Here is a 23,952-nt window from a genome sequence, read left to right as displayed (position 1 = left end):
ACCGTGGTTTCGCTGACTCCCGCGATCCGGGCCACCGTCCGCACACCACCGTGTCCCAGCAGTCGTGCTTCGGTGGCCAGCGCCAGACGCCTCTGACGCTCGTTCAGATGAGGCAACAGCACATCGAACCGCTCCTGCAACCCCTCGACATCCTCCCTCGCCGCCGTCATAGCACTTCGAAACACTTTGCACCACAAAACAACATGTTATTACCTTACAGTCCCACAAGTCAGCGAATGTGCTTGCCGCGCTACCGAAAGCGGCGCATCCGGGGGCGATCGCGGCGATGAAGGACATCTACAACGCCGAGGATATCGACAGGGCGCAGGTCGCGGTGAAGGCGTTCGAACTCGACTACGGGAAGAAGTATCCGAAAGCGGTCGCCAAGATCGTCGACGACCTCGACGTCCTGCTGGAGTTCTTCAAGTATCCGGCCGAGCATTGGATCCATCTGCGCACGACGAATCCGATCGAATCTACTTTTGCCACAGTGCGTTTGAGGACGAAGGTCACCAAGGGGCCTGGTTCGCGGGCGGCGGGGATCGCGATGGCCTACAAGCTGATCGAGGCCGCCCAAGCCCGCTGGCGCAAGGTCAACGCCCCGGAACTCGCCGCGCTGGTCCAGGCCGGTGCCCTGTTCCACAAGGGCAAGCTCCTCGAACGCCCCCACGAACTCACCCCGGCGTCGTCAGCGGACGCGGTCGAAGCCGCCCGGACGGAGGTCGCCTGAAACTCGCCGATCCACAGGATTTGACAATATCTCCCACCGACACCACCACTGCAGCAGCCGAACTCATCGCCCGGTATTCCGCCCGCTGGCCGATCGAGGTCGCGTTCTTCGACGCCAAACACGTCACCTGCGCCGGCGAGGCCCGCAACCGCACCCGATTGGCGGTGGAGCGCACCGTCCCATTCGGGATGCTCACCCAGATCCCGGTAATCCTCTGGTACCACCTGGCCGGGCACTCACCTGCGGTCGTCGCCGAGCACCGCACTCGGGCCCGCTGGTACACCACCAAAACCCATCCCAGCTACCCCGGCATGCTCACCAAACTACGCGAAATCGCTTCTGTCGTAGCCCTTCTCGCCTCCGGGGCGACCAGCTGCATTACCGGACAGGTGGTCGTGGTCGACGGTGGCGCCGGCGTTGGCCGCGTACTCCATGATCTGTGATCGCTCAGCCCGCGTCGTAGGTGTTGTCGCTCGATGAGCGGGAACGCCACCGAGATTGCGTTCGGGAGCGGCGGACCGGATGCTCAGCGCAGTAGCGGCGCCAGCCTCGTGCATACGACCCGAACGTGTTCCGCGACCATCGCCTCGGGCATGCCGCCCACCGAGCCCCAGAGATAGACCGTGGAAACGGGGGCATCCTTCACGAGTTCTCGTATGCGCTCGGCAATCGTCTCCGGCGTGCCGAACCAGAAGTAGGACAACGGGTTACCGGAATCGCGCGATACGAGTTTCTCTGGTTCGACCGGACGGGGTGCCGGTGCATCGGTGCCTTCGACCATGTGCCGACGGTAGGAGTCGACCTGGTAGCCGATGTACGGTGCCACCAACGGCCAGTCGCGCTCGGGATCTTCGGTGACCCAGGCCTGGACACCACCGCCCATTCGTGCCACGGCAGGATCGTGGCCGCCTGCTACCAGGCCGTCTCGGTAGGCGGGCCAACTGTCTGCGTTCGGGGTGAGCAGGGGCGCGCCGAGGAGGCCGGCGCGTCGAGCTCCTTGCGGGCCGTGATAGCCGAGCCACACTGGAATCGGTTGCTGCACAGGCTGAGGCGTCACGCCGCCCGCAGCCCACAACCGGCGTAGCTGCCGGACCATGTCGTCGGTCCTGCTGTAGCGCCGGCGATCCGAGGCACCGTAGAGCTCGTACTCCGGCTTGCGGTACCCGGTGCCGATGCCGAGATCCAGCCGCCCCGCGGAAATCAGGTCGACCAGGGCAGCCTGCTCGGCGACCTCCACGGGTGAATGCAGTGGTGCGATCAGGATTGCAGTGCCGAGACGTGCGCGCTCGGTGCGCGCGGCCGCCGCGGCGGCGAAGGTCAGGGGTTGGGTCAGGTAGCCGTCGTCGAAGAGATGATGCTCGGAAAACCACAGAGATCCCGCACCGAGACGATCCGCTTCGGCACACATGTCCAGAGTGAAGCCGTGCAGACGGGAAGCGGAGCCCTCCCGATGCGGCGGGTTGCGCAGGTCGAAGTAGAGACCGATCTCGAGCCCCGACGTCGGTGTCTTCGCGGTCACCGGGCACCACCGGCAGTGGGCTTCGCGGTCGGAGCAAGGACATCCGGCGACCAGAACGCTGCCCAGGAAGCCTCTCGGGCCGGCAGCGCGGGTGCAGGCCCCACCTGCCAGCTGTCGAATTCGGCCTCCTGTGGTCGTTCGAGCAGATCGGCTGCGTACCAATGATTCTCGATCCGCCTGTCGAACAACCACTCGCCGTCGACTCGGCGGTAGCGATCGTCGTATCGGATCGCCATTACGACCCAGCGATCGTTCACCTCGTGCTCGGCGCGGCAGTAGACCTGCCCGCTGGCGGTGTCCGGGCCGTCGTCGTCCAGATCCGGGCCCAGCTCGATTCGATGCCCGCAGATCAGATGGATCGAGCGGTAGAACCATCGCAACTGCGGTTCGATCTGATCGCGTAGCGCTTCGCGGCCGGATCCGTGTCGGCCGAGGCGGACATCGGGAACGAACAGCGACAGCCAGGTGTCGATGTCCCGCTGGTCGACGGCGAGGGCGTAGCGGATCGGCAGCTGACCGATCTCGAACCGGGCCTCCGCTCGCGCGAGTCGATTCGCCAGAGTCGTTGTGCTCGTCATTCGCCTCCCGTCAGCATCAGTGTGTCACCGGTGAGATAGGTCAGATCGTCGCTCATCAAGGCGACCACGGCGCGCCCGATATCGGTCTCGGGGTCGCCCATCCGGCCCAGCGGCAGTCGCTTGACGTGCTGCTCGAAGCGTTCCGGCTGTTCTCGCTGGAATTGTTGCGCGGCGGGGGAGAGCGCCGTAGGCACAACGACATTCACTCTGATCCCATAGCGCCCCCACTCCCGGGCAGCGACCCGGGACAACCCCCGGATGCCTTCCTTGGCCATGGCATACGCGCCGAACAGCGGAGCGCCGCTGATTGCGGTGCTGGAGCCGAAGTTGACGATCGAACCGCCGCCACGCCGGCGCAACAGCGGCAGTGCGGCTTGCATCGCCCACAGTGTCGCCAACGGCCCGCTGCGCAGGCTGAGTTCGACATCCTCCATGGTGACCTCGGCCAGGGGACCTTGGGTCGAGGATTGCGCGTTGTTCACCAGCCCGTCCAGCCCGCCGAATTCGTCGGCGGTGGTTCGGAGCGCATGTTCGATCCGGTCGCGCTCGGTGACATCGCATTCCAGCGCGATCGCCGTTCCGCCGAACGAGCTGATCTCACCGGCAACGGTTTCACATTTGACCAGGGTCCGGCCTGCGACAGCGACCGCCGCGCCCTCTCGTGCGAGCGCGTGCGCTATGCCTCGGCCGATTCCTTGGCCGGCTCCGGTGACCAGGATGACTTTCCCGCTCAACCGGCCCGAGCTGACGTTTGCTCCGTCGGAGCCCATTTACTGCACCTTCCTGTCGGCCGTGCTCATCTGTGCAGCCTCGAGCCTCGGGACGAGCGGAGTGTCGATGTGCCGCTGGAGTCGGTACTCGCGGATCGCACCGCCGGCGGCGTGTACGACGCGGCCGGTGATGTCGCCGGCGGACTCGTCGACCAGCGCGAGTACGACTTTCGAAACATGCGCGGGATCCAGATCCACCGTGCTTCCGACTCGCTCCAGATGGTCACGAGACATGCGGGTACGGGCGCCGGGTGAAATCGCGTTGACCGTGATGCCCCACGGTGCGCCTTCGTCGGCGAGAGCCATGGTCGCGCCCCAGAGCGCTGCTTTGGAGGCGGCGTAGGCCGTGCCCGCGTGGTAGCCGACTGCCAGCGCCGCCTCGGACAGCGTGTTCACGATCCTGCCGTAGCCGCGGTCGCGCATGGACGCGAACGCCGCCCGAGCGACGCCGACGCTGCCGGTCACGTTGGTGGCCAGGCTCCGCTGGAACTCCTCCTGGGACAGTTCGGTCACTGCGCTGGCGGACATGATGCCGGCGTTGTTGACCACGATGTCAAGCCGGCCGAAATGGTGGAGTGCGCACGCCACGGCCCGTTCCGCACCGGTGAACGACGAGACGTCGGATCGATCGACGACCGCGATTCCACCTGCGGCACTGATGGTTTCGACAACCGCACAGGCGACGTCGGCAGCGTCGCGGGCGGTGCCGTCGACCGAGACGGACGGATCGTTCACCACGACAGCGGCCCCGGCCGCGGCAAGTGCTGCCGCATGGGACGCGCCCAGTCCGCGGCCGGCGCCGGTGACCAATGCGACTCGCCCATTCAGTGCGGCCTGCGCCGGTCCTGCCGGCGTCACTGGTCCATCACCGGCTGATAGAGGACGGCACCGACTCCGGAGTCGACGGGAAGGGCGATTCCGGTGATGGCCGCTGCCTCCGCGGAAGCGAGAAATGCGACCGCGTGTGCGATGTCTTCGGGCTCGGCCATCCGGTGCAGGGGCAACTGCGCGACATAGCGCTGGAATCGGTATGCGCCCAAATACGATTCGAAGGCCGGAGTACGGACCGAGCCGGGGACAACCGCGTTCACACGGATTCCGAACTCTCCCGCTTCGACTGCTGCTTCGCGGGTCAACTGGATCACCCCGGCCTTCGCGGTGCCATAGTAGGGGACGACACCCGGCACCTTCCGGGTCCCGGCGGCGGAGGCGGTGTTCACAATTGCTCCGCGTCGCCGCGGGGCCATCACCCTGACAGCGGCGCGTATGCCACGAAAGGTGGCTCCGAGGTTACCGTCCAGGCCGTGTCGCCAGGATTCGTCGTCGGTGTCGACTATGGAATTGCGGCCACCGAAGCCGACATTGTTGTGGACGACATCGACCCGGCCGTAGCGGTCCACGACATCATCGAACATCTCGTCCACGAAATTCGGTACCGTGACATCGCCCGCTATGACGTGTGCTTCTCCGCCGGTTTCACGAATCAGATTCGCGGTGACTTCGGCGGACTTCTCCGAGATGTCGTTGACCACAACCACTGCACCTTCCCGTGCCAGCAGCACCGCGGATGCCCGGCCTATGCCGGAACCCGAACCGGTTATCAGTGCAATGCACTCGCCGAACCGTTTGCTCATCAGCAGCCTCTTTCGTTGGAATGCCGTTTTTCCGGCTGTGATTCTCAGTTCGTTCGCAGTGCGATGCCCTGCGCGTTGAAGAAAAGCCCGCCCGGCGAAAGTAGCGCGGTTCGCGCGTTGCCGACCTGCCGATCGCCGGCGTCGTGGCGCAATTGGAGTACGGCTTCCCGGAGATGCCCGGCGCCTTGCGACCCGCCCTCCGACAGGCTGCCGCCGTGCGGATTGATCGGCACCCGGCCGTCGATGAGGACGCGTCCGCGATCGGGGTTCCAGTGCTCCCTGAGAAAATCTCCGCCCTCACCGGGCTCGCAGAAGCCGTACTGTTCCAGGCAGTGCAAGGTGATGAAGGAAAACCCGTCGTAGGGGAACAGCACATCGAAATCCCGCAGGGTGAGCTCGCTTCGTGCCAACAGTGCTCGAGCAGCGACCGTCTGCCCGGTGTGGTCGAGCCCGGCCGTCAGATGTTCCTCCGGATGGGCGGTCAGGCCCATCGAGAGAGCGTGGACCAGGACCGGCCTCGCCGGCAGGTCTCGTGCCCGTTCCGAGGTCGTCACCACGAACGCGTCCGCGCCGTCCACCGGCACATCCATGTCGAAGACGCACAGCGGCTCGCGGATCATGCGTCCGCTCAGATAGGCCGCCATGTCGAGCGGTTCGCGCATCACCGCGCCCGGGTTGTCGCTCGCGCCGGCGCGGTCGTTGAGGGCGACCAGGCCGAAATCCTCCCGCGTACGTGCGAACCGGTCGAGGTAACGGGCGGCCCAGGCCGCATAGCCGGTGGGGCCGAACATTCCCCACGGCTCGGATTCGGTGTGTCCATCGCCCAGCATCGCGCGGCCGTCGGGCAGGCCGAAGGCGGCGCGAGCGCGGAAGGGATCTCGTCCGAGGCGATACATCGAGTGGTAGACGAGCACGGCGTTCGCGGTTCCCGACCAGACCGCGTTGACCGCGGCAGTCAGGTGGTTGCCGATGGGGGGGCGGGCACCGGCCCAGTACGTCAGGGCGGGAAGCCCCAATGCGGATGCCACCACGGCGGGATCGATGCCGCCGGTATGAAGGCCACCGCCTACGACACCGTCGATCTCGCGACCGGTCAGGCCGGCATCGTGGATGGCAGCGGTCGCTGCCTCCAGGACCATGCTCAGTTCGGTTGTGCCACGGTCACGGCTGTAGCTCGATCGCCCGAGGCCGGCGATGGCGACCTGATCCCGGATCGGATTCCGCTGTGGAAGAAGATTCACCGCGAGACCTCCGTCCCGGCGGTGGTGGCCCGGAACGCGGGCCAGGGCGTGCCGTCGCGATCGATCCAGACCAGTTCGACCGATTGTCCGATCCGCTGCGCTGCCTCGGGCGTGTCGACCAGAGGCGCCACGATCCGAAGGCCCTCCTGTTCGGCGAGTTCGACGGCGGCGAGCGGCCACGGTGGTGAGTAGTCCACGATCGGTGGTCCTTGATAGAGCCGGGTCAGCAAATGGACAGTGCCCTTGCCTTCGACCTGCCGCACGGTCACATCCGCGGTCCAGCAAGACGGGCAGATCGGGCGCAACGGGGTGTGCCAGCGTTCACAGTTTCGGCACCAGCCCGCAGTCAGGTGACGCACGAGGAGCGCTCGGTAGTACTCGATGTTGACCTGATCGAGGCGCACGCGAGGAAAGCGCCGGAAGACGTCCTCGTCAGTGGGTCGAGCATGCCCGGTCGAGGCGGCGTCGATGCCGGGGCTGTCTGTCACCGGTGACTCGTCGACCATTCGTACTCCCTCGTCTCCTAGCTGGCTACCACCTTCGATCTTCGGCCGGTGAGCGCCGCTGGGGAAGGGGGGCGAGCCCGAACCGTGTTCGCCTGCGAAAACAAGCAGGCCAACAGGGGAGCCGGAGCGACCGACCGGTCGAGCCCGAGGGTCCGGCAGCCGACCGGCTACTCGACCGCGAACCGCAGGGCGATCGTATACCGGTCAATTAGTTAAAGAATTTTGTTCATTTAACTTCCAACCTGTCTGCGAGACGGCTACCTTGGGTCGGTGTTCACCGCCTTCCGCACTCTGCGAGCGCGCGTGCTGGCCATCGCGCTCGTCCCGAGCATCGCCCTTCTCGTCGTCGGAGGCGGCGGTGCCGTGTATCTGGTCGTGCAGGGCCAGAAGCTTCGGTCCTGGGGTGATGAGCAGAGCGCTCATGCCTCGCCCGGCCTCGTGTACTCGCAGACGGTGCAGCAGGAGCGACGCCTGACTCTGCTGCGGCTTGCCGGCCATCCCGAATTGGCCACCGGGTTGCCGGACGTGCGGCCGAAGGTGGATGCCTCGTTGCAGCAGATGATCGTCGCTGCCACCGCCTTCGAGAAGCTGAATCCCGGTTCCACCGCCAGCGCCGGCGAGGGGTATCGAGCTCTGGCGCACGATCTGGCCGCGGTACGGGTCAAGGTCGACAGCAACGCGATGTCGATCATCGACGCCTACAACTTCTACAACCGGCTCACCGAGGTCGTCAGTACGGCCATGGTGTCGTTCGCCCACAGCGCGCCGGATACCGAGATCGCGCTCGGTCTGAGCACCATCGCCGGCATGTTCGCGGCGGCCGAGGCGATGGCCCGGGCGCACGACCTGGCGGTGGCCGCGGCCGCGGTGGGCCCACTGTCTCCGGTGGAGGCCGAGGAGTTCGCGCGTGAGGTCGGCTTCTATCACAATCAGATGCAGACGCTGCTGCCGAGTTTGACCGCCGACAGTCGTGCGCAGTGGCAGGCGCTGACCGAATCCCCGGAGTGGCGCAAGCTGGGCGGCGTCGAAAGCATTCTCATCCGACGCGGAGCGGCCGCGCCTGCCGATGACACCGACGCCCCGTCGCCGCGCGGTTCCGGTCGGCTGGATCCGGTACGCAACGACGACATCGCGCTGCCGATGTCGACGACGGAGTGGGAATCGGCGGTCGTCGCGGTGTCGGGCAAGCTGCTCGAGGTCTGGGTCGGCCAGGCCGGTTCCGTCACGGCATCGACTCGTGAGCTGGGCGACCGTCGGGCGTGGAACTCGCTGGCGGGTGGTTTGGTCGTCCTGCTCGTCACCGTGGCGGCGTTCGGCACCACTTTGCATCTGTCCAGCAGGATGATTCGCCGCCTGCATCGGCTGCGGTCGGAGACGATCACGCTGACCGATGAACAGTTGCCGGCCATCGTCGGATCTTTGAGCCGCGGTGAGCCGGTGGATATCGAGCAGGAGATGACTCGATTGGACTTCGGCACCGACGAGATCGGCCAGGTCGCCGACGCGTTCAACCGCGCGCAGCTGGCCGCGGTCAACGCGGCCGCGACCGAAGCCAGAACTCGCGACGGCGTGAACTCGGTGTTCCTGAACATCGCACACCGTAGCCAGGTCGTCCTGCATCGGCATCTGAAGCTGCTCAACGAGGCAGAATACGAACAGGAGGATCCGAAGATTCTCGATCTGCTCTTCCGGCTGCACCACCTCGCGACGCGCGAGCGCCGGAATGCGGAGAATCTGATCATCCTGGGTGGCGAGCAGCCGCGGCGGCAGTGGCGGCAGCCGGTGCAACTGGACGAACTCGTACGAGGGGCGATCGCCGAGACCCAGGATTATTCCCGGGTGCGGGTCGGCCGGTTGCCTGATGTCAAGGTGTCCGGCGCGGTGATCGCCGACCTGATCCACCTGCTGGCCGAACTGGTGGACAACGCGACGGCATTCTCGCCACCGGATTCTCGGGTCGAGGTGGTCGGTAACGTCGTCGGCCGGGGCATCGTGGTGGAAGTCGTCGATCAAGGCCTCGGAATGCCCGAGGAGCAGATAGCGGAACTCAACCGGACCCTCTCCAGCCCACCGGATTTCGCACTCGCAGCCTTGTCCAGCGACAATCGCCTGGGCATGTTCGTCGTAGCGCGGCTCGCGGCTCGTATCGAGGTGTCCGTGCGGCTCACCGAGTCCGAATACGGTGGCATCAAGGCCGTCGTACTCATTCCGGCGACCCTGCTGACGCAGGAAATCGACGGTCCGCAGTCGTGGACCGCGTCGCCGGAACCACAGACCGCGGTGTTCGCGGCCGGAAGCGGTGCTGCCCCTGCCGCGCCGGGTCGGGTGTGGCATTCGGTGGAGCGGGAGGATCCCTCTCGTGAGCTGGTCGATCGCCGTGGATACGGCGGTCACGGGGCGCTCGCGGCCGAGCCCGCCGAGCCGCGGCCGGATCTGCCGCGCCGCCGACGACAGGCGCATCTCGCACCGCAGCTGGCGACCAGGCCGTCGTCCACCGACGCGACCGTCGAGCGGCCCGCCGAGCGTTCCGCGGACCAGGCGCGCGACCTGTTCTCGGCGATCGAGAGCGGAACGCGCCAAGGCCGCGTGGCGAGACCCCGTCCTCTCTCATACCCCGACAACAACAGTGAGTGAGTAATCCCCGGTGACCTCCGCGAACATGATGAAGAACCTCGACTGGCTGCTCGACGATTTTCTCGCCCGGATGCCGGGTATCGAATCCGCCGTGGTGCTGTCCACGGACGGCATGCTGATCAGCAAGTCCAGCGCGCTGTCGCGCGAGAGCGCGGAGCAATTCTGCGCCATGGCATCGGCACTGCAAGGCCTGGCCCGCAGCGCGGGCAGTCATTTCGGAATCGGCGGTGTCCGCCAGTCGGTCATCGAACTCGACCAGGGCATATTGTTCGTGACCTCGGCGGGTCACAACGCGTGCCTCGCGGTACTGGCCGGCGACAACATGAACATGGGCATGGTCGCTTACGAGATGAACCAGACGGTGATACGGGTCGGCACGTTCCTCTCGACGGCGCCCCGACCGAATACCGGCTCCGGTAGCGCTTACAGACCGTCATGAACCGGCACCAGGACCAGGACCCTTGGTTCGACGACGACGCGGGTCCGTTGGTGCCCGCCTATGCCCTGACCCGCGGCCGGACGTCCAGCAACCGCCACGACCTGGACATGATCACGTTGGTCGTCACGGTTTCCACCGGCATCGGGCTGAGTCGGCTGGAGCACGAATACCGTGAGATCGTGCGATTCTGCGGTGTTCCGAAATCGGTCGCCGAGATCTCGGCCGAGATCCGCAGGCCACTCGCGGTCACCAAGGTCCTGGTGGGCGACCTCATCGATGACGGTTATGTCGCCTACCGCTCGCCGCGCCCCATGAACGTCGATTCTGCCGACATCAATCTCCTTCGTACGGTATTGGATGGAATACGTGCACTCTGACCGCCAGGAATCTCCGACGCTGCCTGTCACTGCCGTGAAGGTTGTCGTGGCCGGCGGATTCGGTGTCGGAAAGACGACGATGGTGGCCTCGATCAGCGAGGTGACACCACTGCGAACCGAAGAGGTGCTCAGCGAACTCAGCGTCGGAGTGGACGATCTGAACGGTGTGGAGACGAAGACGACGACCACCGTCGCCCTCGATTTCGGGCGGATCACGCTGAACGGCGCGGTGGTGCTCTATCTGTTCGGGACGCCGGGCCAGGATCGCTTCTGGTTCTTGTGGGATGAGCTGTCCCGCGGCGCGCTCGGTGCGGTCGTCCTGGTCGATACTCGGCGGTTCGATGCCTCGTTCGCCGCGGTCGATTACTTCGAAAGCCGTGGGGTGCCGTTCGTCGTGGCCGTGAACTGCTTCGACGACGCGATCCGGTACAACGCGGACGAGGTCAGACAGGCGCTGGATCTGGATCCCGGGGTCCCGCTGGTGATCTGCGATGTGCGTCGACGCGATTCGGTCAAAGAGGTCCTCACGACGCTGATGGAATACATCCTCGCGCGTGCGAGCCGCGTTCAGGGCGTCGTGTCGCGCTGACCCGTACTCGGCCGGCCGTCCATGACCTCGGTGGAGCGCGCGAACATCTGTCGCACAAGGTCACTGAGCCCACTCGACGAACTGGTCTTGTCCCAGAACCGGAGCGCTACGGCAAGGCATGTGACGGCCATCGAGGCGATCAGTGTGTCGTCCGGAGACGGCTCGGTGCGGCCTTGTTCGGTGGCCAACCGGCGCGCGACGTCACGTTCCCAGCGCAGACGGATCCGCAGGCTTCGTGGCTCCAACTGACGGTTGGTCATGACCAGGTGGGTGAGCTTGAATATGCGTTCGTCCTCGAGATCGGCGGCGAACGCCGCGATCGGATCTGCGAGCGCCGCAACCGACACCGTACGGTCGGCTCTCTCGGCTACCAGTTCGATCATCGCCGCGGCCGTGAGGTCTTCATCGGAGAAGAGCACGTCCTCCTTGGCGGGGAAATGCCGGAAGTACGTCGCGATCGAGACACCCGCGGACTTCGCGATCTGCTCGATCGTGGTCGCGTCGTATCCGTGTTCTTCGAACAGAGCGATGGCGGCCGTGGCGATGTCCGCGCGGGTGCGCAGACGATTGCGCTCGCGCAGTGTGCTCACGGCGACTCCTACCATTCGTGATAGTTATCCTCAAGATGAGAGTAACAGGCAACTTGATGGGTGTGTCGTCCTCCTCATGACAACAGGTCGACGACGGTCGCCTCGGTATTGCCGATCATGTACTTGGCGACTCCCTCCAGGTGACGCCGCCAGAACGCCTGAGTGGCGGGGATGTCACCGTCGCGCAGCAGCTTCACGAGCTTGGTCCAGGCGCGCTGCGCGGCCCGGGCCTCGCTCCCTTCCCGCTCGGTTGCATGCGTGGCGATATGGACGACGTTGTGGCTGCCGATGATCTTCAGCAGCATTCTGGCGAGCACCCCCAGCGTCCTGTTGTCGGCCAGCTCGATCAGGGTCTGGTGCATCGTGACCTCGTGCTCGGCGTAGCCCTCGGCATCGCCGACGAGTGCGACGCCGTCCTGAACCATCTGTTCGATCCGATCGGCGGCCGCGGCGCGGAATTTGCCGTTGACGAGCATCGCGAGCGCGGCCATCTCCAGCTCGGTGCGAGCGCGGTAGACGTCGGCGAGCGAGGTTCCGTTGTATTGGAGCAGGAACCCGGTGTATCGGGCCGCGACCATGTCGTCGAGCGCGAGAACCCTGGCGCCGCCGTGCGCTCCGCGCAACACGGTGATGATCGACTCGGACTCGAGGATCCGGAATGCTTCGCGCAGGGTCGGCCGGGAGACTCCGAAGTTCTCCATGAGAACCGCCTCGTTGGGGAGGGGGTCGCCGGCCGACAGTTCGCCGGTGATGATGCGGCGACGGAGGTCGGCCGCCACCAGTTCGCCGGCCTTGGGAACCTTGACCAGGTTCGGTTTGACCAGTTTGGCCACGAAGTCCTCGCTCATCTCGGTCGGAGTCATTTCGAGGAATCATGCCAGGTGTTCGCGGGCCTGGGTTATTCCTCGGGTTTAATCAGTTAGACTGTTGAACTGATACTACCTTTTGGTACCCTCTCGCCGCATAGGAGCGTCAACATGCGCCGCACGATCTTCGAACCCGAACACGACCAGTTCCGCGCCACGGCACGGTCCTTCTTCGAGAAGGAGTGCGCGCCCCACACGGAGGAGTGGGAAGCGCAGGGATACGTGGATCGGGACGTGTGGCTGAAGGCCGGCGAGCTGGGCCTGCTCGGCTGGGAAATGCCGGAGGAGTACGGCGGCTCGAACCTGAAGGACTTCCGCTTCAACGCGATCCTCAACGAGGAATACCACGCGACCAATACGGTCGGGGTCGGCTTCGGTGTGCAGAACGACATCCTGTCCGGGTATTTCCGGGACCTGACCACGGAGGAGCAGAAGAAGCGATGGCTGCCCAAGTTTGTCTCGGGTGAGTACATCACCGCGATCGCCATGTCCGAGCCCGGCGCGGGTTCGGATCTGGCGAACATCAAGACGTCCGCGCGCAAGGACGGCGACTCCTACATCGTCAACGGCTCCAAGACCTTCATCTCCAACGGATTGCTCGCCGACCTGGTGGTCGTGGTGTGCCGAACCGATTCCCAGGCGGAGAAGCCGCACAAGGGGATCAGCCTGCTGGTGGTCGAGACCGGGATGAAGGGTTTCACCCGTGGCCGCAAGCTGGACAAGATCGGTCAGCGCTCGGCCGATACCGCCGAGTTGATCTTCGAGGAGGTGCGGGTGCCGGCCGAGAACCTCATCGGTCAGGAGAACCGCGGTTTCTACCATCTGATGGCGAACCTTCCCGCCGAACGACTCGGCATCGCGATCCACGCCGTGGCGCAGGCGCGGCGGGCGGTCGAGCTGACCACCGGTTACGCGCACGAGCGGCAGGCGTTCGGTACGCCGATCGGCAATTTCCAGGTCAACAGGCACGCCATCGCACAGATGAAGACCGAGGTCGACGTCATGCAAACCTATGTCGACCAGTGCATTCTGGCGGTCAACGCGGGCGAGTTGACTGCCGACGAGGCCGCCGGCGCCAAATGGTGGGCCACGGAGACCCAGTGGAAGATCGTCGATCGCTGTCTGCAGTTGCACGGTGGCTACGGCTACATGAACGAGTACGAGATCGCCCGGTTGTGGCGTGACGCGCGGGTCCAGCGGATCTACGGCGGTACGAACGAGATCATGCTCGACATCGTCGGCAAGGGTCTGGGCTTCTGACGAACGTCCGGGGCGCGGTGGAATTCGCCGCCGCGCCCCGGACGGAGGAATCACTGTCACTGCGGCTGCGCGTCGACCATGGCCTGTACCCGTGCGATGTGCTCCGGAGAGGTGACGCTCTGGCGCTCGGCCGCGAGGGCTTGCTCCAGTGCCGCGCCCAGGATCTGGGTCGCGCCGGCGTTCAGGATGCGTTTGGTGTCCGCCAGCGCCCGCCGCGGAATTTCCGCCAGCCGGTGTGCGAGCTCGATCGCTGTCGAGAGGACGTCCTCGGCCGGGACCACCCGGTTCACCAGCCCGTATTCCAGGGCTTTCGCGGCAGGTATGCGCTCCCCGAGCAGGACGAACTCCTTGGCGCGGAGCAGGCCTGTCATGAGGGGCCACAGCATCGCGGTGCCGTCGGCGGGGACGAGACCGACTCCGAGGTGCGGGTCGGCCAAGAAGGCCGTCTCGGCGGCCACTGCCAAATCGGACAGCGCGACGAGGCTCGCTCCGAGCCCGACTGCGGGTCCGTTGACTGCGGCCACGATCGGGCGGGGAAGGTTCACCATGCCGTGAACGATGCGCCGCGCCTCATCGAACACCTCGTCCTGTACGGCCAGGTCTCGCTGGGTCTCGAGCATGCGAGGCAGATCGCCGCCGGCGCTGAAGGCCCGCCCGGCGCCGGTCAGAACGACGGCCCGGATCGTGCGGTGTGCTGCGAGATCGGCCCAGATGTCGCCGAGTTCGCGATGCATGGTCGCGTCCGCGGCGTTGCGGGTCGCCGGCCGGTTCATGGTCACGATCGCGACGAGGCCGTCGTCGGTCACGTCCAGCGCGCTGTATCGGGTCACATCACACCTCTCGATAATCAGTTAATATATTATACTCATTACGGCACCAGGGCGGTGCCGGCCAGCCCGAGGAGGCTCGATGGTCCTGTCGTTCACCGACGAACAGCTGGAGCTGCGCGCGGTCGTGCGTAAATTTCTGGAATCCCGGTCCGGCGAGTCGCAGGTCCGTGCGCAGATGGAGACTCCGGAGGGTTTCGATCGGCAGGTCTGGCGCCAACTCGCCGAACAGATCGGCGTCCAGGCGCTGGCGATTCCGGAGGAGTACGGCGGTGCCGGCTTCGGCTTCGGGGAACTTGCCGTCGTGCTGGAGGAGTCGGGCCGCGCGCTGCTGTGCGCCCCGCTGCTCTCCACCGTAGTGCTGGCCGCCAACACGCTGCTGCTCTCGGGTGACGTCGAGGCGTGCCGGGACTACCTTCCGGGCATCGCGGCCGGGGAAACCATCGCCACCCTGGCGGTCATCGAGGACAGTGGCGTATGGGCCGAGGATCGAATCGCCACGTCCGCGATCCATACCACCGACGGCTGGCGGCTGGACGGCGTCAAGCGGTATGTCCTGGACGGCGCGAGCGCCGATGTCGTGATCGTGGCGGCGCGTGGGGTCGACGGAATGTCGCTGTTCCTGGTCGAGTCCGGAGCGCACGGCGTCACGATCGAGGACCTACCGACGCTCGATCGCACGCGCCGCCAGGCGACGGTCACGCTGCGTGACACCCCGGCCCGGCTGCTCGGTGCGGTCGGAACGGGCTGGGCGGTCGTCTCCGGCGTGGTCGATATCGGTGCCACGGCGCTCGCCTGCGAACAGGTCGGCGGTGCGGCGCGGGTCCTCGAGACGACCGTCGACTACCTCAAGGTTCGGGAGCAGTTCGGCCGGCCCATCGGCTCGTTCCAGGCGATCAAGCATCGCTGCTCGGACATGCTCGTGGAACTGGAGTCGGCGCGCTCCGCGGCGTATTACGCCAGCTACGCCGTCGCGACGGACGCCGCCGACCTGCCGATCGCCGCGTCGACGGCCAAGGTGTACTGCTCGACGGCCTACTACCACATTGCCGCCGAGGGCATTCAGCTGCACGGTGGTATCGGATTTACGTGGGAACATCCCGCACACCTGTACTTCAAACGAGCCAAAGGTTCGGAGATCCTGCTCGGCACGCCGGCTCATCACCGGGAGGTGCTCGCGCAGCGGATCGGTCTGTGAGTCGCGTCGTCCGAGCGCGACCGATCCTCTCGCACATCTATTTCGGAGCGGAAGGGTCCCCCTCGTCACCAGGACGAGGGGGACCCTTCCGTCATGCTGTGCCGGTGATGAAGCCCCACAGGCCGTTTCGGGGTTGCCGGAGCACCGTCTCACCCAGCTCGCGTTCCCAGTAGTGTGGCCCGCCGAATTCCGAACGCCAGGCCAGGGCTCGCAGCGTGAAGTGCCGCAGCCGATGGTCGAGGGTGAATCCGATCGCGCCGTGGGCCTGGTGCGCGATACGCGCCACGATCGGCGCGGCGCGTGACGCCTGTACCTTGGCGATCGCGATCGCGAAGGCAGCGCGCTCGTCGTCGAATCCTCCGGCCGTCACCGTGTCGACGGCGAAGTCGGTCGCGGCGCGGGCCATGGCCACCGCCTCCGCGGCCTCGGCGACCATGGCCTGGACGGCTTGGAACTTTCCGATCGGCCTGCCGAACTGTTCCCGGGTGCCGACATGCCGCACCGTCAGATCGAGAGCTCGGGTCACGGCGCCGACGATCTGGATCGAGCGGGCGAGAGCACCCCGGAGCAGGAAACTCCGTGCGATGTCGCCGGGTGCGGGACCGATTTCCGCACGGTCGATGTCGGTGTCGATGACGATCCGGTCGCGCGGGTCGGAGGCCAGATCGGCACCGGGTTCGACCTGTATGTCGGTGGTGCGTACCGATACCACCGCATGGTCATCGGCCAGCACGATCGCGTGCGCGATCCGTGCCCACGGCACCCGGTCGAGCTGCGCCCGCACCCCGCCGTCCCGGATTGTGAGGGCGGGATCGTATACGGCGGTCAGTGGCCCGTCCGGAACCGGTAGACCGGCCGTGCGCAGCAGCCAGGATGCGAGCAGGTCGGTCTCGGCCAGCGGCATGGGCGCGGCGTGCGCTGCGGCGCTCTCCAGAACGACGGCCGAGTCGGCCACGGTCGCACCGCTGCCACCCGCGGATTCCGGGGTGGTCAGCAATGCGAGCCCGGAATCGGCGAGCGTTTTCCACAGGGTGGCGTCGAAGTCGATCGCCGTGTCGGGGACATCGAGCACGGCGTCCGCGGCGGCCCCGAAAATACTGTCGGCCAGTCGGCGTAGCTCGGCCAGTTCGTCGGTGCGGTCGGGTGTGTCGTGCGTCATCGCAGTCCTAGTCCTCGTGCCACCACGCCGCGCAGGATCTCGCTGGTTCCCCCGCGCAGGGTGAATCCGGGTGTGTGCAGTAGACCTTCGGCCAGCAGCCGGCCGAAATCGTCGGGGGAGTGGGGATCGGCGCCGACGTCGGTCGATGTCGCGGCGGCCTCGACGACCTCGCCCTCGTACCTCGTGCCCAGGTCTTTGACCAGTGCGGCGGGCAGGTCGGCGGACGCTCCCCGGCTGAGAGCGGTGGCGACCGTCGCGGACAGTTGCCGCAGTGTGCTCAGTCGTGCCACCAGTCCGCCGAGAACAGCCACCGCTGCCGGATCGACGTCGGCATTCGCGGCCAGCCGGTCGGCGAAAGCGTTCAGCAGCGGCTGAGTGGACAGAATCCGCTCCGGACCGCTGCGCTCGAATCCGAGCTCCGACGAGACCTGCCGCCAGCCCTGCCCGGGGGTGCCGAGAACCATGGAATCCGGGACGAAGACATGATCCAGCACGACTTCGTTGAAGTGATGCTGGCCGGTGAGCAGCCGGATCGGCCGGATCTCGATGCCCGGCGAATCGAGTGGTACGACGAACTGGCTCAGTCCGTCGTGCCGGTGCGCAGGATCGAGCGGAGCGCTGCGGGCGAGCACGAAGAACGCATGCGCATGATGTGCCCCGGAGGTCCACACCTTGGTGCCCGTCAACTCCCAGCCACCGTCGACCGGCACGGCCCGGGTGCGAACGCTGGCCAGGTCGGAACCGGATTCCGGCTCGCTCATGCCGATCGCGAAGAAGCATCGGCCTGCCGCTATCTCGGGGAGATAGCGTTGCCGTTGTTCGTCGGTACCGTAGCTCAGCAGGGCGGGCACGACCTGCCGGTCCGCGACCCAGTGCGCGGCCACCGGCGCGCCCGCGGCCAGCAGTTCTTCGGTGACGACGAAGCGGTCGATGTGGCTGCGACCATGGCCGCCGTATTCGACCGGAACGGTCATGCCGAGCCACCCGTGCTCGGCCAGGCGCTCACTGAATGCGGGATCCCAGGAGGAGATCCAGGAATCGACGTGCGGCGTCCACTGATGCGCGGCGCGGTCACGGTCGAGAAACGCACGGACTTCACCGCGCAGCGCCGCGACTTCCGGGGGCAGGGCCCGATACGGGGGGATCAGTGCTGTGTTCACCGTGGTCACCGTGGTCTTTCCGATCGTTCGTTCCGGATGCTCACACGACTCCGTCCGCTGTGAGTGCGTCGATCTCGCGATCCGATTTGCCGAGAACTTCCGCGAGTACCTCTCGTGTGTGCTGACCGAGCGTCGGCGGGGCGTCGTAGCGGTCCAGTGGCGTATCGGACAGCCGGATCGGGTTGCGCAGCAGATCGAGGCTGCCCGCGACGGGATGGTCGATGCTCAGCCGCATCTCCCGGTGCTGCACATGAGGGTCGGCGAAGACGCCGTTCATGTCGTTGACCGGGCTCACCGGGACATCGGCCCGCTCGAGTTCGGAAACCCAGATACGCGCCGGACGGGTCAGAAAGATCTGGTCGAGTGTCTCCAGGACAAGGTCCCGGTTGGCGATCCGTTGGGACACCGTCGCGAATCGGGGGTCGTCGGCGAGCTCCGGCCGGCCGAGGACCTTCACCAATCCCGACCACTGTTTGGGGGTGGAGGCGACCACGAAGATCTCGTCTCCCTCCGAACAGCGGAACGTCTGCGAGGGGATGCCGCCGAAGCCACCGTTGCCGCGGCGAGGCGCCGGTGTGCCGGAGATCAAATAGTTCTGGGTGTAATGCGACAGCGCCGCAATCCCGCAGTCGAGTAGCGACATGTCGATGTATTGTCCCGACCCGGTGATTTCCCGGTGGCGTAGCGCGGCCAGGATGGCGTTGGACGCGTACAGGCCCGTGAGGATGTCCACCATCGAGACGCCGACCTTCATCGGCCCGGCGCCGGGATGACCGTCGGGATGGCCCGAGACACTCATCATGCCCGACATGGCCTGGAAGATGCCGTCGTAACCGGGTCGATCGGAATAGGGCCCGTCTTGGCCGAAACCCGTGATCGAGCAGTAGATCAGCCGGGGATTGATCGCTCGCAGCGATTCGTAGTCCAAATCGTATTTGGCCAGAACCCCGACCCGGAAATTTTCCACCAGCACGTCGGACTGCGCGGCGAGCTCTCGGATGAGTTGTGCGCCTTCGGGTTTGGAGTGATCGACCGTGACCGATCGCTTGTTCCGGTTGCAGCTCAGATAGAAGCCGGCTTCGTCGGTGACCGCTCCGGCGGTGTCGTGCAGATACGGCGGGCCGTAGGTGCGCGCGTCGTCACCGATGTGGGGCCGCTCCACCTTCACGACATCCGCGCCGAGGTCGCCGAGCAGTTGAGTGGTGAACGGGCCGGCGAGGATGCGGCTGAGATCGAGCACCCGTATCCCGAACAGGCTGGCTGAGCTCATGTCACGCCCTCGGTTCGCGGGGCAGGCCGAGAACACGCTCGGCGATGATGTTCTTCTGCACCTCGCTGGAACCGGCGTAGATCGTTTCCGCGCGGGCGCGAATGAACGAGCGGCGCAACGCTTCCGACGGGCGGTCCGGACCGGAGCCCCATTCGGTGGACAGCCAGCTGTCCGGGCCGAGGATGTCCATCGCGACCTCGGTGAATTCCTGATGCCAGCGTGACCAGTAGTATTTGCCGATGGAGGCCTCCGGCCCGAACTGACCGTCGCGCAGTGCCGTCGACAACGTGCGTAAGTTGTTGTAGCCCATGATGTTCAGCTGGATCATGCTGTCGATGAGCCGATCGCGCAGCACCGGGTCTTCGGTGGCGCCGCGTTTGCGTGCCAGCTCTCTCAGCTCGGCCATCTCGCGGCGGAAGGAGAACTGGTACCCGAGCACAGAGGTCGCGCGTTCGTGGCCCAGGGTGGTCATGGCGGCCTTCCAGCCATCGCCCGGGCGGCCGAGGACGTTGTCGGTGCTCGTCCGCGCCCCGTCGAAGAAGACCTCGTTGAAACCGCTGTCGCCCAACATGGTTCGGATGGGGACGACCTCGACGCCGGGCTGGTCCAGCGGGATGAGCATGTACGACAGACCGGCATGGCGCCGCGACTGCGGGTCGGTGCGGACGATCGCGAAGATCCAGTCGGCGTGATGGGCGAAGGTGGTCCAGATCTTCTGGCCGGTCACTACCCATTCATCACCGTCGAGTCGCGCCCGGGTGGCGATCCCGGCCAGGTCCGAGCCGGCACCGGGTTCCGAATATCCTTGGCACCAAACGACTTCGGCGCGGGCCATCGGAGGCAGCAGGCGCGCCTTCTGATCGGGCGTGCCGTAGTGGAGCGCGGTCGGCGCCATCAAGGTCTCGCCGTGGAACGCAGCGCGCGGGGGAGCGCCGGCGCGGGCGAGCTCGGTGGCCAGCACGATTTCCTGGGGCAGCGTGGCATTGCGTCCGCCGTACTCGGTGGGCCAGGAGATGCCGAGCCAGCCGCCGGACGCGAGTTCGTGCTCCCAACGGCGACGCAACTCCCAGTTGTCGTCGTCGTCGGGCCCGCCGCGATCGTACTGGCCGGAGAAGTCGGAGCTCAGGTGCTCGTGAAGCCATTCCCGCAGCTCGTCGCGGAACCGCAGATCCGCCGCGGTCAGGGGCAGCTCGTTGGTCGTGTCGCGCATGCTGTCTCTGTTCTTTCTGGTCATGGAGCGGTGGGTCACGAAGTCGCGGTCGCCGCGCGGGCCGGTCGATAGCTGAGACCGAGCAGCAGTGCCGCGGCGAGCGCTCCGCCCAGGAGGGCGATACTCGCGCCGGCCCATCCGTCGAGGTCGCTCGCGAGCCCGACGAGATGGTCCAGGGACCACCTGCCGGGTCCCGCGGTCGCGGTCACCACGCCGATCGTGGCGAGGATCAGGTTGTATTCCCAACCGTTCGCGTTGACGAAGAAGCCCGAGTTCCGATGCACCGTCCATGCCGCCACCGCCATCAACGCGACGAACGCCATCGCCGCGAACGAGGTGAGCAGACCGATCGCGAAGAGGACGCCCGCCGCGGTCTCGGTCGTCGCCGCGACCACGGCATGTAGCCGGCCCGGCCGCATGCCTATGCTGTCGAACCAGCGCGCGGTTCCCGGAATCCGGCCGCCGCCCAGAAACTTGTTGAGGCCGTGCGCGGACATCGTCAGCCCAGTGATCACCCGGAGGACCAGCAGGGCGAGGTCGGTCTCGGTGCCGTTCAACGCGCTGTCCTCATGCCGATGTGGGCCGGCCTGACGCCGTGGCCGGGTTGGTTGATCGGACCGGCCCGGTATGACTCGGACACGCCCCCTCCTTCGCTGGTCGGCTCTCTCGGAGCTTGGTCTTTCGCAACATTTATAGTACAAATAATATACTGATTAAGCTAGGGAGGACGGCGTTGCCCGATCTGGAATGGCACCTCGAGCGGGGTATCGGGACGATCACGCTCAACCGGCCGCACGCGCGCAATGCCTTCACCTTCGAGATGATCCGCGAATGGGCACGCCTGCTCGATGTCGCCAAGACCGACGACGACGTCAAGGTGGTCGTGCTGACCGGTGCGGGTGACAAGGCGTTCTGCTCGGGCGTGGATCTGGGCAGCATCTCCAACGCGAACCGCGAGCTCACGCCATTGCAGCGCAAATCGCAGCTGCACGACGAGATCCACCGGGTGGCGCTGGCGGTGGAGGCGCTCGACAAGCCGTTGATCGCGTCGATCAACGGTGCCGCGGTCGGCGCCGGGCTGGACATGGCACTGATGTGCGACATGCGAGTGATGTCCCGCTCGGCGACCGTGTCGGAGGGTTATGTGCGGGTCGGATTGACGCCGGGTGACGGTGGTGCCTACTACCTGCCACGGCTCGTCGGCACCTCCAAGGCGCTGGAGCTCCTGTTGACCGGGGATTTCATCGACGCGGAAGAGGCGCTGCGGATCGGCCTGGTCAATCGGCTGGCCGATCCGGATCGGCTGGCCGCGGTGACGGGAGCGTTGGCCGCGCAACTCGCGTCCGCTCCGCCGGTCACCGTGCGCATGATCAAACGCGCCACCTACCAGTCCGCGGGTACCGACCTGCGCACAGCGCTGGACCTGATCTCCTCGCACTTCGCGGTGGTGGCCGCCACCGAGGACGCCGCGGAGGCACTGGCGGCAATGAAGGAGAAGCGGGCCCCGAATTACCTCGGCCGCTGAGACACGACATCGGAGGCACAATCACGTGAGTACTCGAGACAGCATCGCCGCTGCCGGTTCCGACCCGCAGGAACCGCGCGTCTTCGACGCCTGGATCAACCTGCCGTACGCGCCGGGCGAGGTGACGCCCGATCCCTCGGTGGTGGCGCGCTTCAAACGCGGCAACAGCGCGTACGAAGGCGGCCAGACCATGGACGACGTGGTCGCGGAGATGGATCGGCTCGGGATCTCCGCCGGTGTGCTGACCAAGGTGCCGCGGGACATCACGCCGCCCTTCGTGCACGGCACCAGGACCGGAGAGGCCGTGCTGCGCGAGACCTGTGAACGTCTCGCCGGATTCCAGGCGGAATATCCGGGCCGATTCGTGACCTCCGTGGGAATTGATCCGCGGCTGGGGTACGAGGCGGCCAAACATGTCCGGATCGCGGTGCGCGAGTACGGCATCAAGTGCATCCGGATCGTCCCGATGTTCACCGGTATCGCCATCGACGACAAGCTGGCCTTTCCGATGTACACGGCCGCGTGCGACGAAGGCGCGGTGGTCTCGATCAATGTCGGCGTGCCCGGTCCGATGAAGCCCGCCAAACTGCAGCGCACCATCCTGATCGATGAGGTGGCGCTGACCTTCCCCGAACTGAAGATCGTGATGTCGCACCTGGGTGACCCATGGATCAGCGAGACGGTGGCGATGCTCGTCAAGCATCCCAATGTGTTCGCCATGACCGCCGGGTGGGCGCCGCGATACGTGCCGGAGGACATCCTCGCGGTCGCCCGCAAACGAAACAAGGCCAAGCTCATGTGGGCCTCGGACTACCCCATTCTCCCCTTCGATCGAACGATCACCGAAGGCAGAGCGCTCGAACTACCCGAAGATTCGCGTCGCAATTTCCTCGGCGCCAACGCATCGGCCGTCTTCGGTGAGCCGCCCGCGGCCATCGCAGCCGCTGCCGGAACAGGAGAACGATAATGGCACTACACGACGGCCGGGTCGTCATCGTCACCGGCGCGGCGGGCGGCATCGGCCGGGAGCACGCGCTGGAATTCGCCCGGCAGGGCGCGCAGGTCGTGGTCAACGATCTGGGCCCGGCGGAGGCGGTGGTCGAGGAGATCACCGCGATGGGTGGCCGTGCGGTGGCCAACCACGACGACGTCTCCGACTGGGATGCGGCGGGTTCGCTCGTGCAGACCGCGCTGGACGAGTTCGGTGACCTGCACGTGCTGGTCAACAACGCCGGCATCCTGCGCGACAAGATGTTCGTGAACATGGACGTCGACATGTGGGATGCCGTGATGAAGGTGCACCTGCGGGGTACCTTCTGCCCCACGAAGCATGCGGTCGCGCACTGGCGGGCGAAGGCCAAGGCCGGTGAGCGGGTGCACCATCCGCGCGTGATCAACACGTCGTCGCCGTCCGGGTTGTACGGCAATGTGGGCCAGTCCAATTACGGCGCTGCCAAGGCCGCGATCGCGGCCTTCACCGTCATCCTCGCCGACGAATTGGCGCGCCTGGATATCACGGTCAACGCCATCGCACCCAGCGCTCTCACCGGTATGACCGCGGGTCTCCACGACTACGTCGAGAAGATGAAGGAGATCAAGGCCACCACCGGGTTCGACGCCGGCTCGCCGGCGAACATCGCGCCGCTGGTGGTGTGGCTGGCCTCGGAGGAGGCCGCGGACATCACCGGCCGGGTCTTCAACGTCAAGGGCGGCGCGATCAGCGTCGCCGAGACCTGGACAGCGGGTCCCGGTGTCGAGCAATGGGAGCGCTGGGACCCCGCCCAGCTCGGTGCGGTCGTGCCCAAGCTGGTCGCCGATGCTCGGCCGAATTCCGATGGCTCCGGTAAGCCTCGTGCCGAAAGCCGTTGAG

25 protein-coding genes and 2 pseudogenes are annotated in these 23,952 nt (G+C 66.2%); 11 read left to right on the top strand and 16 right to left on the bottom strand.

The features are described 5' to 3' along the window. Window positions 1-170: pseudogene (locus LBW94_RS25730) on the bottom strand (ISAzo13 family transposase); the annotation flags it as partial. A gap of 53 nt (window positions 171-223) precedes the next feature. On the opposite strand from LBW94_RS25730, the pseudogene LBW94_RS25725 reads away from it, so the two are divergent. Together LBW94_RS25725 and LBW94_RS25720 are read left to right on the top strand one after the other, a co-directional pair. Further along, window positions 224-730 (top strand): annotated as a pseudogene (locus tag LBW94_RS25725) (transposase); the annotation flags it as partial. Between the two features lie 20 nt (window positions 731-750). Continuing rightward, on the top strand, window positions 751-1,173 hold the full coding sequence (locus tag LBW94_RS25720; RefSeq protein ID WP_266272069.1) for an SDR family oxidoreductase: 423 nt from the start codon (window positions 751-753) through the stop codon (window positions 1,171-1,173). Window positions 1,174-1,256: 83 nt separating this feature from the next. Here LBW94_RS25720 and LBW94_RS25715 read toward each other — a convergent pair whose 3' ends face one another. The 7 genes from LBW94_RS25715 to LBW94_RS25685 are packed head-to-tail and all read right to left on the bottom strand — an operon-like array spanning window position 1,257 to window position 6,978. Further along, entirely contained in the window at window positions 1,257-2,249 is a 993-nt protein-coding gene (locus LBW94_RS25715; RefSeq protein ID WP_266272067.1) for an LLM class flavin-dependent oxidoreductase, read from the bottom strand. Further along, complete coding sequence (locus tag LBW94_RS25710) at window positions 2,246-2,827, bottom strand: nuclear transport factor 2 family protein (protein ID WP_225062776.1); 582 nt, start codon at window positions 2,825-2,827, stop codon at window positions 2,246-2,248. Before LBW94_RS25710 ends, LBW94_RS25715 begins: the two co-directional genes overlap by 4 nt. Beyond that, window positions 2,824-3,597 carry an SDR family NAD(P)-dependent oxidoreductase gene (locus LBW94_RS25705; protein WP_225060486.1) on the bottom strand — a complete coding sequence of 258 codons (774 nt, stop codon included), beginning with the start codon at window positions 3,595-3,597 and terminating at the stop codon, window positions 2,824-2,826. The genes LBW94_RS25710 and LBW94_RS25705 overlap by 4 nt, the downstream gene beginning before the upstream one ends. Further along, window positions 3,598-4,455 carry an SDR family NAD(P)-dependent oxidoreductase gene (locus tag LBW94_RS25700; protein ID WP_225060487.1) on the bottom strand — a complete coding sequence of 286 codons (858 nt, stop codon included), beginning with the start codon at window positions 4,453-4,455 and terminating at the stop codon, window positions 3,598-3,600. It abuts the gene before it with no gap. Then, on the bottom strand, window positions 4,452-5,231 hold the full coding sequence (locus tag LBW94_RS25695) for an SDR family NAD(P)-dependent oxidoreductase (RefSeq protein WP_225060488.1): 780 nt from the start codon (window positions 5,229-5,231) through the stop codon (window positions 4,452-4,454). Before LBW94_RS25695 ends, LBW94_RS25700 begins: the two co-directional genes overlap by 4 nt. 44 nt (window positions 5,232-5,275) lie before the next feature. After that, window positions 5,276-6,472 carry a thiolase family protein gene (locus tag LBW94_RS25690; protein WP_266272064.1) on the bottom strand — a complete coding sequence of 399 codons (1,197 nt, stop codon included), beginning with the start codon at window positions 6,470-6,472 and terminating at the stop codon, window positions 5,276-5,278. After that, window positions 6,469-6,978, bottom strand: a complete 510-nt coding sequence (locus LBW94_RS25685; RefSeq protein ID WP_225060490.1) for a Zn-ribbon domain-containing OB-fold protein — start codon at window positions 6,976-6,978, stop codon at window positions 6,469-6,471. The genes LBW94_RS25690 and LBW94_RS25685 overlap by 4 nt, the downstream gene beginning before the upstream one ends. Window positions 6,979-7,248: 270 nt before the next feature. Here LBW94_RS25685 and LBW94_RS25680 point away from each other — a divergent pair, with 270 nt between their 5' ends. The 4 genes from LBW94_RS25680 to LBW94_RS25665 are packed head-to-tail and all read left to right on the top strand — an operon-like array spanning window position 7,249 to window position 11,017. Further along, entirely contained in the window at window positions 7,249-9,612 is a 2,364-nt protein-coding gene (locus tag LBW94_RS25680) for a nitrate- and nitrite sensing domain-containing protein (RefSeq protein WP_225060491.1), read from the top strand. A gap of 25 nt (window positions 9,613-9,637) precedes the next feature. Further along, window positions 9,638-10,051: a roadblock/LC7 domain-containing protein gene (locus LBW94_RS25675; RefSeq protein WP_255634856.1), complete on the top strand. Its 414-nt coding sequence runs from the start codon at window positions 9,638-9,640 to the stop codon at window positions 10,049-10,051. Next, window positions 10,048-10,428 (top strand): DUF742 domain-containing protein, encoded by a 381-nt coding sequence (locus LBW94_RS25670; protein WP_225060493.1) that lies wholly within the window; start codon window positions 10,048-10,050, stop codon window positions 10,426-10,428. The genes LBW94_RS25675 and LBW94_RS25670 overlap by 4 nt, the downstream gene beginning before the upstream one ends. Before the next feature lie 34 nt (window positions 10,429-10,462). Then, window positions 10,463-11,017 carry a GTP-binding protein gene (locus LBW94_RS25665; protein WP_323137927.1) on the top strand — a complete coding sequence of 185 codons (555 nt, stop codon included), beginning with the start codon at window positions 10,463-10,465 and terminating at the stop codon, window positions 11,015-11,017. Here LBW94_RS25665 and LBW94_RS25660 read toward each other — a convergent pair. Continuing rightward, window positions 10,996-11,607: a TetR/AcrR family transcriptional regulator gene (locus LBW94_RS25660; RefSeq protein ID WP_225060495.1), complete on the bottom strand. Its 612-nt coding sequence runs from the start codon at window positions 11,605-11,607 to the stop codon at window positions 10,996-10,998. The genes LBW94_RS25665 and LBW94_RS25660 overlap by 22 nt on opposite strands. A 74-nt stretch (window positions 11,608-11,681) precedes the next feature. Next, window positions 11,682-12,470, bottom strand: a complete 789-nt coding sequence (locus tag LBW94_RS25655; protein WP_225060496.1) for a FadR/GntR family transcriptional regulator — start codon at window positions 12,468-12,470, stop codon at window positions 11,682-11,684. Window positions 12,471-12,584: 114 nt separating this feature from the next. Between LBW94_RS25655 and LBW94_RS25650 the strand changes: the two genes are divergently transcribed. Continuing rightward, window positions 12,585-13,733, top strand: coding sequence for an acyl-CoA dehydrogenase family protein (locus LBW94_RS25650; protein ID WP_225060497.1), 1,149 nt, complete (start codon window positions 12,585-12,587; stop codon window positions 13,731-13,733). 56 nt (window positions 13,734-13,789) lie between these two features. Here the strand turns inward: LBW94_RS25650 and LBW94_RS25645 are convergent, their stop codons facing one another. Further along, window positions 13,790-14,563 (bottom strand): enoyl-CoA hydratase/isomerase family protein, encoded by a 774-nt coding sequence (locus LBW94_RS25645; protein ID WP_225060498.1) that lies wholly within the window; start codon window positions 14,561-14,563, stop codon window positions 13,790-13,792. A 79-nt stretch (window positions 14,564-14,642) separates the two neighbouring features. On the opposite strand from LBW94_RS25645, the gene LBW94_RS25640 reads away from it, so the two are divergent. Beyond that, on the top strand, window positions 14,643-15,758 hold the full coding sequence (locus tag LBW94_RS25640) for an acyl-CoA dehydrogenase family protein (RefSeq protein WP_225060499.1): 1,116 nt from the start codon (window positions 14,643-14,645) through the stop codon (window positions 15,756-15,758). A gap of 91 nt (window positions 15,759-15,849) precedes the next feature. Here LBW94_RS25640 and LBW94_RS25635 read toward each other — a convergent pair whose 3' ends face one another. Genes LBW94_RS25635 through LBW94_RS25615 form a run of 5 tightly spaced genes read right to left on the bottom strand, consistent with a single transcriptional unit; the run spans window position 15,850 to window position 21,114 of the window. Continuing rightward, window positions 15,850-16,917 (bottom strand): acyl-CoA dehydrogenase family protein, encoded by a 1,068-nt coding sequence (locus tag LBW94_RS25635; protein WP_225060500.1) that lies wholly within the window; start codon window positions 16,915-16,917, stop codon window positions 15,850-15,852. After that, window positions 16,914-18,077, bottom strand: coding sequence for an acyl-CoA dehydrogenase family protein (locus tag LBW94_RS25630; RefSeq protein ID WP_225060501.1), 1,164 nt, complete (start codon window positions 18,075-18,077; stop codon window positions 16,914-16,916). The genes LBW94_RS25635 and LBW94_RS25630 overlap by 4 nt, the downstream gene beginning before the upstream one ends. 40 nt (window positions 18,078-18,117) lie before the next feature. Beyond that, complete coding sequence (locus tag LBW94_RS25625; protein ID WP_225060502.1) at window positions 18,118-19,347, bottom strand: CaiB/BaiF CoA transferase family protein; 1,230 nt, start codon at window positions 19,345-19,347, stop codon at window positions 18,118-18,120. A 1-nt stretch (window position 19,348) separates the two neighbouring features. After that, on the bottom strand, window positions 19,349-20,695 hold the full coding sequence (locus LBW94_RS25620; RefSeq protein ID WP_225060503.1) for an acyl-CoA dehydrogenase family protein: 1,347 nt from the start codon (window positions 20,693-20,695) through the stop codon (window positions 19,349-19,351). Further along, the gene (locus LBW94_RS25615; RefSeq protein WP_225060504.1) at window positions 20,593-21,114 is read right to left on the bottom strand and encodes a DoxX family protein; all 522 of its coding nucleotides are present in this window, start codon (window positions 21,112-21,114) and stop codon (window positions 20,593-20,595) included. The genes LBW94_RS25620 and LBW94_RS25615 overlap by 103 nt, the downstream gene beginning before the upstream one ends. Window positions 21,115-21,290: 176 nt before the next feature. Here LBW94_RS25615 and LBW94_RS25610 point away from each other — a divergent pair, with 176 nt between their 5' ends. The 3 genes from LBW94_RS25610 to LBW94_RS25600 are packed head-to-tail and all read left to right on the top strand — an operon-like array spanning window position 21,291 to window position 23,951. Next, entirely contained in the window at window positions 21,291-22,082 is a 792-nt protein-coding gene (locus LBW94_RS25610) for an enoyl-CoA hydratase/isomerase family protein (RefSeq protein ID WP_225060505.1), read from the top strand. 25 nt (window positions 22,083-22,107) lie between these two features. Further along, entirely contained in the window at window positions 22,108-23,049 is a 942-nt protein-coding gene (locus tag LBW94_RS25605) for an amidohydrolase family protein (protein WP_225060506.1), read from the top strand. Next, entirely contained in the window at window positions 23,049-23,951 is a 903-nt protein-coding gene (locus tag LBW94_RS25600; protein ID WP_225060507.1) for an SDR family oxidoreductase, read from the top strand. Before LBW94_RS25605 ends, LBW94_RS25600 begins: the two co-directional genes overlap by 1 nt. Window position 23,952 lies beyond the last annotated feature (1 nt).

This window comes from Nocardia sp. alder85J, assembly GCF_020176955.2.
Lineage (GTDB): Bacteria > Actinomycetota > Actinomycetes > Mycobacteriales > Mycobacteriaceae > Nocardia.
The sequence above is the reverse complement of the archived record's forward strand: the minus strand, read 5'-3'. Positions and strand labels throughout refer to the sequence as shown.